The sequence below is a fragment of the Brevibacillus sp. HB1.4B genome (genome assembly GCF_013284285.1).
GTDB lineage: Bacteria > Bacillota > Bacilli > Brevibacillales > Brevibacillaceae > Brevibacillus > Brevibacillus porteri.
The window spans coordinates 13,008-26,190 of the sequence record NZ_JABSUT010000009.1; the positions used below are offsets into that span (position 1 = coordinate 13,008).

Here is a 13,183-nt window from a genome sequence, read left to right on the forward strand (position 1 = left end):
TATTACCATTATACTAAAAGTCTACAGGCATGAACGATACCCTTTCCGTTCATACTACCTTCAAAACTTCTTTTGTTTGGAGGAAATGGCTTCATGTTCTATCGATTGCTGCTCTGTTTGTCACTTCTCTGCGCCTTTTCATTCTCCGCACTTGCCCAAACTGACATCGGTCGTGTACAAGTAGATCCCGCACCGTATCCTTCTCTTGCCGATCTAGTAAAAAGGTCAGACTTGATCGTCATCGCATGGGTAAACGGTGCTCATCAGCCTTATCCAACGGGACGCAGCGTTCCCCAAGGCAAGATCGTGAATTACACACAAAACCTCCAAGTAAAAAGAACGATAAAAGGCAGGTCATCCAGACCATTAACTGTGATTAGCACTGGTGTAGAGCCGCTTCCCGATGCCTCCAGTCCGCTCAACCTGCAATATCCTGGACCGCTGTCGGAAGGGAATTATTTATTGTTTTTGCGAAAAGTGAGAGGATCACAGCTGTACAGTACAGCAGGTCTCTGGCAGGGCGTTTACCCGATCTACCAAGGAAAAACGATCGCCCTGTCCAATCTTGGCTTTACGGAGTTGAACCAGCTGTCACAAGAAGAAGCCGTCCGAAAAATAACAGCGATATCCCGCTAACGCCACAGCAAAAAACCGCTCTCATATACGAGCGGTTTTTTGACATTTCCACCCTGTGCTGTCAGTTGCGCATCACGTAGATGAAAATCGCCATAGAAACAGCACAAGCGAGTACGCTGAGAATAAAACCCCAGATCACCCATTTGCTATTCGTCTTGTTTATGTGTTTGTCGTCCATGGAAACTTCTCCTCATTACAAGCATTCACCTTCTATTATAAGGTTGTTTGACAGGAAAGGGAAACCGTTAATGTGGTGAAAACTGTTAAAGACCTGCTCTCGTCAGATGGCGAATCCCCAGTGCACAGCCGGTCGTCACAAACAGTACACACATGACTGCAAACGTCCCCAGCTCTCCTAGCGATAAACTCTCTTGACTGAGCACGCCCATGCCAATCGTTAAAATCGACAGAGGAAAAAACATCCCGAGCCCAGACACATACAAGCCTAGCCCTACAAAAACAGCACACACACTAATGCCGACAGGTACAGCAAAGCTCTGTATCCGCGTGGAAAGCCATAGTTGGAAGGCGATGATGGTGAGCGAAGCCAGCCAGCCTCGTATGATCCATCCGAACACTTCCGGAGGAAACGAAAAATGTGCGTGTAGTCCAGCGATGAAACCCGCGCAAATATACAGCACGAGGAAAAAAAGCTGCACAGCAAAAAGGAGAACGCCAACCACTACCAGCTTCGCGAAAAAAATCGTTGGAGTCGATACAGGCGCTGCCAGTATCATGTTCCAGTTCCGATTTACATGCTCCAGTCTGCACACGAACGAACAGCAGATCGCGATGAGAATGGGCAAGAAAAATTCTCCGTAGAACAAGCTCACCTGCGTCCACAGGCTATACCAGCCATTTTGCAGGATCGCTTGGTTCATCCAGTAGTTAGCGAAGCCGATCAGCGTACTGAAAACAGGAAGCACAAGCAAAACGAGCCAAATACGAGAACGACGCAGTTTTACCCATTCAGCTCCCAAACATCTGAGTAGCATAAAAAATCCTCCCTATACGTCTTGCCGGGATACGTGAATGCTCCCAGCAAGGTAGAATGAGATGCCCATGAGTACGACGATGATCGGCAAATGAACGCCGATTTCACGCGTAGTAAACAGCATGGTTTCGTTCACGTACTGATACGTAACGGGCGAAAAATCTACATAGTACGACCAGATGAAAAGGCGTCCGACTTGTGGCGGAAACAAGCTCGCTGTCATCCCAATGAACCCCCCGATCATCCCGAGACATAGGCTAAATGCCTGATTTTTGATGGCGAGAGAGATCCATTGTTGCAGAGCAATCACCACGAGATTCGTAAGCGTTGTCCCTGCTACAAAGCGGAGTAATAGGCCAATCGGGACTGGCTCTGCTAAACCATAGCCAATGCCAAATGCCACGATCGCCACTACCTGTAAAATGACGGCTCCCCCGATCAAAACAGCCGCAGAGACGAACTTTGCCGCATAAACCGCTTTTCGACTGACAGAGGCAGCCAACAGCAGCTTCCACGTACGCCCTTTGTGTTCCATATCACAAATCCGTGAAACAATGACAGCCGAACCGATCGGCAAAAACAATCCGTTCATGGCTGTAATCGTGACCAGAATGGCGCTCCACGTCGTGGCATCCGGATTTTTCGTCATAGAGGTACTGACAGCCATAAACCCCCATGCCAGTTCGATACTCAAAAGAATGGCGAGCATGAGAAACAAACGCTTATGTCGAATTTTATAAAACTCCAGCCAAAGCGTTCCCATTACAAGCTCCCCTCCTTGCCTGTAAGGGAGAGGAAAATGCTCTCCAAGCTTTTTTTGTGCTCTTCAATCCGATAAACATCTATGCCCGCCATAATCAGCGCCCGGTTTGTCTGTGCTACCTCTCTATCCCCCATGCCTTCCATGACCAGGAAGCCATCTTGGAGACTTGGAGAAAGCTCCATCTCTTGAAGAACTCTTCTCGCTTTTTCATTGTCCTGCGTTTTCATCCACACATGAGGCTGACTATCCCGTTGCAACTGCTCCATACTCCCTTGAAACAGCAGTTTTCCCCCGTGAATAATGCCGATGGACGTGGCCACTTGCTCGATTTCCGAGAGCAGATGGCTGGAGAGCAAGACGGTCATTCCATACTCGTGTGGCAACGATTGAATCAATTCCCGAATTTCACCGATTCCCGCAGGGTCTAGACCGTTTGTCGGTTCATCGAGGATGACGAGCTTTGGAAAATGCAGCAAAGCCATGGCAATTCCCAGTCGCTGCTTCATCCCGAGAGAATACTGATCTACCTTTTTGTTCTTTTGTTTTTCCAAACGGACGATTTGCAAGGCTTTTTCTACATGTTTGTCCGGTACATCTCGCAGTCGCTGCATGACGCGCATATTTTCCAGGCCGGTAAGATGACCGTAATAGGAAGGAGCCTCGATCAAGGAACCCGTCTGACTCAAAATCTCAAGTCGGTTCCTGCTAAAATCCTTCCCGAATACAGATACACTCCCTTCACTTGGCTTGACTAATCCTAGCAGCATTTTAAGAGTCGTCGATTTTCCTGCACCATTTGGACCGAGGAAGCCATATACCTCCCCTTCTCCTACCGCAAGATTCACCCGCTGGACGGAATAGACCCCTCCATAGCGTTTTGAAAGGTTTTCCGTTCGAATCACCGTATTCATCTTTTCTCGCTCCTATCTGTTGGTCTCTCCTACGAAATCATAGAGTCCCAACCCGTCGATAAGCTGACAGGAACCTTACAACAACCTTAAATTGACTCTGAGTGGGTAGAACACACAATTCGAGCGAGTATAATGAATACGGGTGATTCAATATGGAAGAATGGAAACAGAAAAAAGTGCTCATCGTGGAGGATGAGCTTGAAATCAGAAATATGATCGATGGATTTTTGCGTAAGGAAGGATTCTCTCGTATTTTTCATGCGGGTAGTTGTAAAGAGGCGTTAGTGATTTGCGCTTCGGACAAGCCTGATGTCGCGATCCTGGATGTCATGCTGCCTGATGGAGATGGATTTGGACTTTTGACGTTGATCCGTCGCTTCTCGCAAATCCCTGTCATTTTTCTTTCAGCGAGAGGGGAAGATGAAGATCGATTGCTCGGACTTGGCCTGGGGGCTGACGACTATATTGTGAAGCCATTTTTACCGCGCGAGCTCGTTCTTCGTCTCCTGGTCATTTTACGACGCGTTTATGCGCCTCCCCAAATCGATCGTCTGCCCGTTTTCCAGCTTGGTGACAGTACGATCGATTTGGAGGCGGCAATCGTGACGAGAGATCACCGCGAATACGCTTTGACCGCCAAGGAACACGCACTCTTGCGAAAACTCTATGAAAATCGGGGACGAATCGTCACGAGTGATGCCCTGTGCCAATCTGTATGGGGTGACGATTACTACGGGTATGAAAACACGCTGATGGTTCATATGCGGCGCATTCGCGAAAAGATCGAGCCATGTCCGTCCACCCCTGAATATTTGCTGACGGTAAGAGGACTCGGATACAAATTACTCGTAAAGGAAGAGTTGTAGATGGATGGAGCCGCACGAATTTTACGTCGTTATACAGGTGCTTCTATCCTGATCGCCGTCTTTTTGCTCATCGTCAATTACATTATTCTTGGTACATTTGTTTTCAAAGGCATGAACGAAGGCTCTTCTCCCGTTCACGTCACACAAACTGTCGCAGAAGGTCTTCACAAGAACGGTACCAGCTATACGTTGGAACCAAATGCACAAGATTGGTTACAAAAGAGCCAGGCTTGGGCCATGCTGATTACGAACGATGGGAAAGTCGTCTGGGAGCAAGCCATACCGGACCAATTGCCCCGCGCCTATTCTCTGGCAGAAGTGGCGCAGTTTTCGCGGAATTACTTACAGGACTATCCTGTTTTTGTATGGGAGAATGAGATGGGGCTGGTCGTCGTGGGCTACCCGAAGGATAGTCTCGCCAAGTACCAGTTTCATTTCCCGATCAGTTGGATAAGTGATTTGCCGTATCGATTACTGGCTTTGCTTTTCGGAAATATACTACTTGCCGCTCTTCTCTCGCTTTTCATCGGCTCTCGACTCATTCGGGCAATCCGCCCACTGATTAGCGGGATTCACGCTCTGTCAGAAGATCAGCATACACATGTCGAGGCAAAAGGAATGTTCAGCGGGATTGCCAAAAGCATCAATCATGCATCGTCGCTTCTGCAAGAAAAGAACGCTTTGCTAAAAGCAAGAGACGAAGCACGCTCGAACTGGATCGCTGGAATCTCCCACGATATACGCACGCCATTATCGATGGTGCTCGGGTATGCCAGTGAATTGGAAGAGAGCAACGCAGTGCCTTACGAACAGCAGCAAAAAGCAAGCATTATTCGAAAGCAAGGGGAAAAACTCCGGTCTTTGGTCAGCGACTTGAATCTCGTTTCCATGCTGGAATACGAAATGCAGCCCATACATACCAAACCGATTCGGCTATCGACACTTGCGCGGCAAATTGTCACTGACTTTTTGAACAATGATTTGGCAGAGAGCTTTACCATCGAGCTGGATGTCACGACTGAGCAATGCTTCGTGATGGGCGATGAAAAACTTCTTGGACGCGCCATCACGAATCTGGTTCAAAACAGCATCGTGCATAACCCATCAGGCTGTCACATCCACGTGCAAACAACCCTGTCAGCCAATCAGCGCAATGCTCTCCTGATTATCACTGACAACGGAAAAGGCATCGAGCCATGCATGCTGCCTGACTTGGTGGAATTGCCTTATTCATCAAAAAGAAAATCTCCCTCACACAATGGTCATGGTCTCGGTTTGCCCATGGTTGCGCGTATTGCTGCCGCTCATCATGGACGCCTGCTGTTATCAAGCGATACAGGAAAAGGGATGATAGCAGAACTTTGTTTCCCCCTCTCCTCTTGATCGAAAAAGCACCTCCTCTGTCTCGCCAATGAAGAGTAGACTCTCAAAAGCGTGCAAAGGGGGTGCTTTTTGACTGATTACTTCGCGAGATCGCGCATGATCTCTTCTGCTTTCACGTCAGCCGTAATCAACTTCTCTTTTTTCATCCAATCAATCAGTGTTTGCCATGATTCCACCGTCTGGTATCCAAAAGGCTTTTCTCCCGCATCCATTAACGGAATCAGGATATCCAAGCTTTTGGTCTCAATGTCTTGTTCCAGCGGGAAATCGGCAGCCTGTTTGGTAAACAACAGATCGAGTGCCTTTTCCTTATTATGTTTCACATAGTCCTGGCCCTTGCCAATCGCACGCAGGAATCCTTCCACAGCTTTCTGCTTTTTGCCCAAAGTATCATCACTTGTCGCTAATACGAGCTCATAGTAGTCCGGTACACCAAACTCAAAAGGCTTGAACACATTGACTGGAACGCCGTGTTTCTCCAAAATCGGTTGCTCATGGTTGATATAGCCACCTACTACAGCATCGACCTTTTTGGCTGTCAACGCTGGAACGATGTCAAATCCGATATCCGTGAAGGTCAGTCCGGAATCATCGCCACCATTATGCTTCACGACTTGACGTACGATCGATTCATCGAGTGGAAGTGATGGATAACCGATATTTTTTCCAGCCAGCTTTTGCGGCGTATCGATTCCACTGTCCTGGCGCGTCATGATGACGTTTAACGGATGACGAACGAGTGCACCTATAGATACGACAGGTACTCCTTCTGCACGAGCTTGGATGAGCTGTGGTTGATAGCTGATTGCCAAATCCACTTTACCCGCCGCCGCCATCTTCAACGGATCATTGCTGTCTGAAGGCATTTGCATGGTCACCTTGAGGTTCTCGTCTTTGAAATAGCCTTGCTCCTCTGCGACGTATAAGAAGGAATGTACAGCATTCGGATACCAATCGAGCGCAATCGTCAGCTCTGTCGGCTCCGCTCCTTTATTAGCAGGGGCTTGCGTCTGACCAGCATCCGAGCTCGCCTGATTGCCGCAAGCGGCAAGACCTGTTGCCAATGTGAGTGCCATGAATGCTTTCGTCCATTTGTTGAAAGGTTTCATTGTTGTTCTCCTTTAGTTTTCATATGCGGGGAAAAATGACGTTCGATTCGTCCAACCAGCCAAAACAGCAGCATGCCGAGAATCGAGAGCAACAGGACCGAGGCAAACAACGCGGGAGCCTGAAAATTGCCGGATGCCCGTCTGCCAAAATACCCGAGACCCTCGCTCGCCCCAAGCCATTCTCCGATCGTCGCCCCAGCCACACTGTAGGTAGCTGCCACTTTGAGACCACTGAAGAAATGGGGTAAACTCGACGGGAGTTGCAGCTTGGTGAAAATTTGTCCGTTTGTTGCCCCCATCGTTTTTAACAACTGGAGCATTTCCTTGTCCGTCGAGCGAAGTCCATCATACGTGTTGACGACGATCGGAAAGAAAGTAAACAGAATCGTAACAGCGATTTTTCCAGATAAATCATACCCGAACCACAAAATAAATACGGGTGATAATGCAATAATGGGGATCGTTTGGGAGATGACGATATACGGATAGACCAAGCGCTCGACAATCCGACTGCGAATCATCGCGAAGGCAAGAGAGATTCCAAACACAATCGAGATCGATAGTCCTAGTAACACTTCCTGTAACGTCGCCCAAAGATGGACACCTACTAGAGAGGCACGTAAATCCCACAAAGACACAACGACAGCGCTAGGCGGCGGTAAAATGAATGGCGGCACTCCGAAGAAGCGACATACCGCTTCCCATACCAGGAGAAAAATGGCGATGGAGATGCCAAACCAGATGCCTCTCCCCATCATGCTTCTCTCCTCAACGGCTTCGTTGCTGCTTGGCGCTCCTGTCGCAGCAGTTCCCAAATTTGTTCACGCAATGCCAAAAATCCGGCTTGATTGCGACTACTTGCCGTCCGAGGTCTGCTTACCGGAACGGTTAATTCGATCGGCTTGGTGATCGGACTACCCGAAAGCACGATAATACGATCTGCAAGTAAAATGGCTTCGTCGATGTCATGTGTAATCATCAGCATCGTACTGCCTGTTTCCTGCCACTTTTCCATCAGCCACTCTTGCATGTCCATTCTCGTAATTCCATCCAATGCACTAAACGGCTCATCCAACAGCATCATCTCTGCACCAGAAAACAACGCCCGCAAAAAGGAAACCCGCTGACGCATCCCACCAGAAAGCTGGGCTGGATAGCTGTCAGCCCAATCCTGGAGCCCGTACCTTGGCAATTGCTGTCTGACGCGCTCATGCGCTTCTTTTTTCTTCATACCTTTGATTTCTAGCGGCAAAGCTGCATTTTCGACAATCGTACGCCATGGCATGAGCTGATCGCGTTGGGGCATATAGCCGACCTGCCCCAAACGATTTGCAACTGCTACACTGCCTAGTCTGATTTCACCTTGCCCCGGCTCAAGAAGACCTGCGATGAGCTGAAATAAGGTGCTTTTCCCGATCCCGCTCGGACCGATCAAGCTGACGAACTCTCCTTTTTCCACACGCAGATCAAAATGATCAAGAATCTGCTTGTCGCCATACGAAAAGCTGACATCGGCGAAAGCTAGTTGTTCTCCCACGGCCACATTTCCTCTCTGTAGGACATGTCCCAGAACATGTACTCCATTTTGGAGGTATTGACAAAATACTCTTCCAGTTTGGCCAGCTCTTGCTCGCTCTTTCCTTCCGCCAATTGGTTCATGATATCCATCAGCCAGATCGCCAGCTGCCCAAACTCATCGGAGCTGTACATGCGTACCCATTCCCCGTACAGTTCGTGTTCCAACGCCCCTTCTACTTGTGCCAAGCGCTTGCCGATTTCCCAATAGCTCCATGTGCATGGGAGTAGTGCACTCACCAATTCTGCCAACGACCCTTGATGAGCGACACGCAGCATGTAGCTGGTGTATCCCAGCATGACAAACGAAGGCTCTGTCGCTTCCAGCTCCGCGCGAGAGATGCCAAATCGCTCAGCATACTGACGATGCAGCTCCATCTCTGTGTTCAGCGTCGATTCTTGCAAAGCAGCGAATCTGGAGCTTGTTTCCAGATCGTACGCCTTCACACTCGCAATCGCGAACATTTTCGCATAATCAATCAGATAGATGTAGTCTTGTTTCATGTAATATTTGAATGCACTAACGGGCAGGCTGCCATCTCCAAGTCCGGTGACGAAAGGATGTTGATGAACACGCTCCCAGATCGGGGCTACACTTTTTCTCAAACGATCAGTAAAGGTTGTCATGCGATACTCACTCCTTCGCTTCCTTTGGGGTATTGCACCAGGTGGCAATAAATCGGGCCATAATCTGGGCAAAATGAACAAGCTGGTCAGGATCAATGGATTCATCTACGGCATGTGCATACGTGAGCTCACCGGGCCCGAATAGTACAGCCGGAATGCCTGCATGCGCAAACCAGCCTGCATCCGTCACCGTAGGCGACATATTAACGACAGGCGCTTGATGCATGTGACTTTCATAGGCGGATTGCAGCATTGCCAACCCCGGATGTTCCGTATCCAACTCCAGTGAAGGGAAAATTTCACCGCGCTCCTCAATCATCGAACGTCCTCCCCACCGGAATGTTGGAGGATTGTCTCTCAACCAAAGATCAGCTGCTGCTGCACGCCCGACATGATCCTCGATCTCTCGGATGATCTCTTCGTAGGATTCATTCGGATAAAAATGAACAGTAATCCATAGTGCGCAACGGTCTGCGATGAACGCTGCGTGACGACCACCCTCGATGACTGCGGGATTGATCGTATTGCTGCCTGGTAGAAAGCCGGGGTAGGACTTCATGACAGCCCAATCCCGTTCCAGCTCCTGTAGTGCGCTGATCACCTTCGTCATTTTTTCAATGGCAGAAGCTCCCCGTACGCGTCCGCCTGCATGAATGGTCTGTGCGCGCATTCCGTCATGCAGCGTCGTCGGACTCTCAATCGTGATCCAGCCTGTGATGACCCCGCCCTGTCCTTGCATTTGGAGATTGCTCGTATCCACTACAACGGCGTAGTCAGCTTGATAGCCTCGCTCGATGGCGACCAATGTCCCCGCTTCACCCGCTTCTTCTCCGATGACGGATTGAAAGAGCAGATCTCCTTGGAGCTCCATTCCGTGTTCGCGCAGCATTTGGATCGCAAACAAGCTCGCTGCCAGTCCACCTTTCATATCCGCAACACCACGGCCGTACAGGCGCCCATCCTTGCCATGTGTCAGAGTAAACGGTGGATAGGTCCACCCCGTGTCATCTCCGACTTCAGCCACATCGATATGCCCGTTGACAATCAAACTGTTTGCCTGACTAGAGGCACTCCCTGATAACCGGCCGACGATATTGTCGTCTCCTGGATATACCGTCCAGCGTTCGACCTCGAATCCCATCGCTTGCAATCTGTTGGCGATTACTCCTTGTGCGGCATCGCTGTTTCGCGCGGGAGGACTCACAGTCGGATGAGAAACGAGCTCTGCCAGTAATGCGAACAGCTCTTCTTTGCGGCTGGCAATCGATTCTACCGCTTCTGTCAGTCGATCCACGCTACTCAATCATCCCTTCAGTCGGGCTGCTTGCGGACGCGTAGCGCTTTTTCGCGATACGGCCTGCCAGGAAGCCTTTGCGACCTGCTTCCACCCCGAGCTTCATCGCTTCTGCCATCAAGACAGGATTGTCAGCGAGTGCGACTGCTGTATTCAACAAGACACCGTCAGCACCTAGTTCCATCGCTTTCGCGCAGTCTGCTGGCGAGCCAATTCCTGCATCGACGATAATCGGTACCTTAGCATCCTCGATGATAAAGCGGAGGTTGTTTTCATTGACAATCCCTTGTCCGGAACCAATTGGTGACGCACCTGGCATAACCGCATGTACGCCGACTTCTTGTAAACGTCTAGCAAGAATCGGGTCGTCATTGGTGTAGGTCAGTACGATAAAGCCTTCTTCCACCAAGATTTTCGAAGCCTCGAACGTACCAATCGGGTCAGGGAGAAGGGTTTTCGGGTCTCCAATGACTTCTACCTTGATCATGTCACACAATCCTGATGCTTTAGCCAAACGAGCAATGCGCACTGCTTCTTCAGCTGTATAGGCACCTGCTGTATTAGGTAGCAAGGTGAATTTTTTCAAATCGAGCTGTTCCAAAAAGTTTGGTTCTTGCGGATTTTCCAAATTCAAGCGACGAATCGCAAATGTCAAAATCTCTGCTTCCGACACCTCTACCGCTTTCCCTTGTGTATCCAAATCAGCGAATTTACCTGTCCCGAGAAGCAAACGGGAGCGAAACTCGTAAGGTCCAATTTTCAATGTATCCATCATAATGATCATCCTCCTCCGACAAAATGAACGATTTCTATGCGATCTCCGTCTGCAATCGGTGTTTGTTCGTACGTGGAGCGATCAATAATTTCACCATTTCGTTCTACGACGACAATCTTCTCTTGCAGGGAATAAGAAGCAAGCAAGGCTCGCACTGTCGTGATCTCTTCCGCCAACTCTACTTTTTTCCCATTCAGCTGAACAATCATTGATTACCTCCTTCTACTGGAAAAAAACGGCTTCCCCCGCCTGCCTGAGTCGATTCAGACAAACAGAAGAAGCCGTATACCCATCCCATCTCCCCAGACGAATGGCATAAAAAAACCATCCGCCTCGGATGGTTGAGTGAGATCTGATCATGCATGCACGCAAACAAGCATAGTTCTGCTCGGATGCGACACCGTGATACTGATTCCAAATACCTCTTCCTCCGCTGGCATGACCCAGGTCAGGTTCAACGGTCAGTAACACACTCGTTACAATCTCAGCCAACGTTGCTTGGCCCCCGTTTGGTAGTAAAGCTATGCAATTGTCGTACATTCGAGTACTACAGTACCACTCTATTTCGTGTTTGTAAAGGCTTCCTTGTGCATCTTTTCCAGCTCAATGAGACAACGCTCTGCCCAAGCTGCCATTTTCGAAAGCTTTTCCATTTCTCTCTCCATCGCCTGACGCACAGATTCCTTGTAGTCCGGAATCGCGCCATTATAGCGAATGACCCCTTGGACAGGCGTCATGAATTTTTCCATGTAAGAGAGTGCTGGACGCTGGTGAAACAGCGGCACATCTACTTCGTAGGAAGAATGCAAATCGCCTTGCGTCGGGTATTTAGTAACGGCCAACACTTTTACCAGCAGCTTCGAATCGTGGATTTCCAATACTTCTGCAATATATTCTCCAGTTCGCTGCGCCACGCGAACGATATCTCCCGGATTCCAGTTCATCGCGGTTTCCTCCTTTTATTCAATCAAATGTATTTACATTAGTGAGGCTTCCAGCAGTTTGCGAGCATGCAGCAATACTTCTTCCGCATCCACTACTGACTGACCACCACCCTGTGCCATGGCAGGATTTCCTCCGCCTTTTCCTTCAATGACCGGCAAGGTTTCTTTCAACACTTGATTGATGGCTACGTTGACTTCTTGCCCACGAGCAAACACGATTTGCATTTTGTCTTCGGTAGTAGCAGCTAAAAGGCAAATCGCATCTGGCGCCAGAGCAGTAGCCAGCTGTGCGAACTGCTGAAGCTGTTGAATGGTTTTGTCCGTGAAGGTATGCATAATGAGGCGAGAATGACCGAGTTGGCTAGCAGCAGATAGTTGTTGATTGACTTCCACTTCTAACAGCTGCTTATCCACTTCTGCCAATTTTGCCTTCAAGGTGTCACGTTCTGCAAGGAGGCGTTCCGTCTGTGCGATCAGTTCACCTTCATTGGTAGCGAGCAGCTTCGCCGTATCACGAACGACAGCTTGCTTTTGGTTGTAGTCCCGCAAAGCTCGCCAGCCACAGATGAATTCCAGACGAATGTTTCCGCGATGTCGCTCCCAGCCCAAGATCTTGATCATCCCGACTTCGCCCGTACGTGCAGGATGTGTTCCTCCACATGGGTTGTAATCAAACTCAGGAATCATCACGACACGAATGTTTTCAGTAACGGTCGGCTGTTTTTTCAAGGGCAGCGTTGCCAACTCCTCGTCATCAACGAACCGCGCTATGATGGGGTGGTTTTCCAGAACAATCTGATTCGCTCGCTTCTCTACCTTCTCCCATACATCTGTTGTCAACTCATCTAGTCGTACATCAATGGTGACACGTTCTTTGCCCAAGTGAAAGGCAACAGTCTCCGCTTGCACGACTTCCAGGAAGGAAGCAGATAAAATGTGTTGTCCAGCATGCTGTTGCATATGATCGAAGCGACGGTCCCAATCGATGTGACCCGTTACTTCCGCTATGCTTTCAGATAAGGGAGCTTCCAGTCTATGGCGAATTTCGCCTTCTACCTCTTCCACATCTACCACACGAATCTCTTCCAATACGCCCAGATCGGAAGGCTGTCCACCTCCAGTAGGGTAAAAAGCCGTTTGATTTAGTACTACGTAAGGTGTCCCATCTTGCTCGACACCAGCCCTCGTCACCTGGGCCGAAAACGTTCTTGTATAGGCATCCTGATAATAGAGTCTGTCGTCCATCGTTACTCCTCGCTGCATGGAACCATGGTTCCAGCCTGATTCTCCCACTTGGGGGCAAAAC

At 49.3% G+C, this 13,183-nt stretch carries 15 protein-coding genes and 1 riboswitch; of the genes, 3 read left to right on the forward strand and 12 right to left on the reverse strand.

The features are described from left to right. The first annotated feature begins 93 nt into the window (after nucleotides 1-93). Nucleotides 94-636: a hypothetical protein gene (locus HP398_RS20770; RefSeq protein ID WP_017248955.1), complete on the forward strand. Its 543-nt coding sequence runs from the start codon at nucleotides 94-96 to the stop codon at nucleotides 634-636. A 263-nt stretch (nucleotides 637-899) separates the two neighbouring features. Here the strand turns inward: HP398_RS20770 and HP398_RS20775 are convergent, their stop codons facing one another. Genes HP398_RS20775 through HP398_RS20785 form a run of 3 tightly spaced genes read right to left on the reverse strand, consistent with a single transcriptional unit; the run spans nucleotide 900 to nucleotide 3,304 of the window. After that, nucleotides 900-1,631 (reverse strand): ABC transporter permease, encoded by a 732-nt coding sequence (locus HP398_RS20775; protein WP_173623529.1) that lies wholly within the window; start codon nucleotides 1,629-1,631, stop codon nucleotides 900-902. A 12-nt stretch (nucleotides 1,632-1,643) separates the two neighbouring features. After that, entirely contained in the window at nucleotides 1,644-2,393 is a 750-nt protein-coding gene (locus HP398_RS20780) for an ABC transporter permease (protein WP_173623530.1), read from the reverse strand. Next, entirely contained in the window at nucleotides 2,393-3,304 is a 912-nt protein-coding gene (locus HP398_RS20785) for an ABC transporter ATP-binding protein (RefSeq protein ID WP_173623531.1), read from the reverse strand. Before HP398_RS20785 ends, HP398_RS20780 begins: the two co-directional genes overlap by 1 nt. A 152-nt stretch (nucleotides 3,305-3,456) precedes the next feature. Between HP398_RS20785 and HP398_RS20790 the strand changes: the two genes are divergently transcribed. Continuing rightward, nucleotides 3,457-4,170: a response regulator transcription factor gene (locus HP398_RS20790; protein ID WP_017248960.1), complete on the forward strand. Its 714-nt coding sequence runs from the start codon at nucleotides 3,457-3,459 to the stop codon at nucleotides 4,168-4,170. After that, the gene (locus tag HP398_RS20795; RefSeq protein ID WP_017248961.1) at nucleotides 4,171-5,553 is read left to right on the forward strand and encodes a sensor histidine kinase; all 1,383 of its coding nucleotides are present in this window, start codon (nucleotides 4,171-4,173) and stop codon (nucleotides 5,551-5,553) included. It abuts the gene before it with no gap. A gap of 77 nt (nucleotides 5,554-5,630) precedes the next feature. Here the strand turns inward: HP398_RS20795 and HP398_RS20800 are convergent, their stop codons facing one another. From HP398_RS20800 to HP398_RS20840, 9 genes are all read right to left on the reverse strand, one after another. Then, nucleotides 5,631-6,662 (reverse strand): ABC transporter substrate-binding protein, encoded by a 1,032-nt coding sequence (locus HP398_RS20800; RefSeq protein ID WP_017248962.1) that lies wholly within the window; start codon nucleotides 6,660-6,662, stop codon nucleotides 5,631-5,633. Next, on the reverse strand, nucleotides 6,659-7,417 hold the full coding sequence (locus HP398_RS20805; protein ID WP_106833178.1) for an ABC transporter permease: 759 nt from the start codon (nucleotides 7,415-7,417) through the stop codon (nucleotides 6,659-6,661). The genes HP398_RS20800 and HP398_RS20805 overlap by 4 nt, the downstream gene beginning before the upstream one ends. Beyond that, on the reverse strand, nucleotides 7,417-8,199 hold the full coding sequence (locus HP398_RS20810; protein ID WP_020477525.1) for an ABC transporter ATP-binding protein: 783 nt from the start codon (nucleotides 8,197-8,199) through the stop codon (nucleotides 7,417-7,419). Before HP398_RS20810 ends, HP398_RS20805 begins: the two co-directional genes overlap by 1 nt. After that, entirely contained in the window at nucleotides 8,184-8,864 is a 681-nt protein-coding gene (gene tenA / locus HP398_RS20815; RefSeq protein WP_173623532.1) for a thiaminase II, read from the reverse strand. The genes HP398_RS20810 and tenA overlap by 16 nt, the downstream gene beginning before the upstream one ends. A gap of 7 nt (nucleotides 8,865-8,871) precedes the next feature. Continuing rightward, on the reverse strand, nucleotides 8,872-10,167 hold the full coding sequence (locus HP398_RS20820) for an acetylornithine deacetylase (protein WP_173623533.1): 1,296 nt from the start codon (nucleotides 10,165-10,167) through the stop codon (nucleotides 8,872-8,874). After that, on the reverse strand, nucleotides 10,160-10,933 hold the full coding sequence (locus HP398_RS20825) for a thiazole synthase (protein ID WP_017248967.1): 774 nt from the start codon (nucleotides 10,931-10,933) through the stop codon (nucleotides 10,160-10,162). Before HP398_RS20825 ends, HP398_RS20820 begins: the two co-directional genes overlap by 8 nt. Nucleotides 10,934-10,938: 5 nt before the next feature. Further along, nucleotides 10,939-11,142 carry a sulfur carrier protein ThiS gene (thiS, locus tag HP398_RS20830; RefSeq protein ID WP_017248968.1) on the reverse strand — a complete coding sequence of 68 codons (204 nt, stop codon included), beginning with the start codon at nucleotides 11,140-11,142 and terminating at the stop codon, nucleotides 10,939-10,941. 199 nt (nucleotides 11,143-11,341) lie between these two features. After that, a riboswitch (TPP riboswitch) is annotated at nucleotides 11,342-11,452 on the reverse strand. A gap of 41 nt (nucleotides 11,453-11,493) precedes the next feature. Further along, nucleotides 11,494-11,877: a kinase-associated lipoprotein KapB gene (gene kapB / locus HP398_RS20835; RefSeq protein WP_017248970.1), complete on the reverse strand. Its 384-nt coding sequence runs from the start codon at nucleotides 11,875-11,877 to the stop codon at nucleotides 11,494-11,496. Nucleotides 11,878-11,910: 33 nt separating this feature from the next. After that, nucleotides 11,911-13,122, reverse strand: a complete 1,212-nt coding sequence (locus HP398_RS20840; protein ID WP_017248971.1) for an alanyl-tRNA editing protein — start codon at nucleotides 13,120-13,122, stop codon at nucleotides 11,911-11,913. Nucleotides 13,123-13,183: the final 61 nt, after the last annotated feature.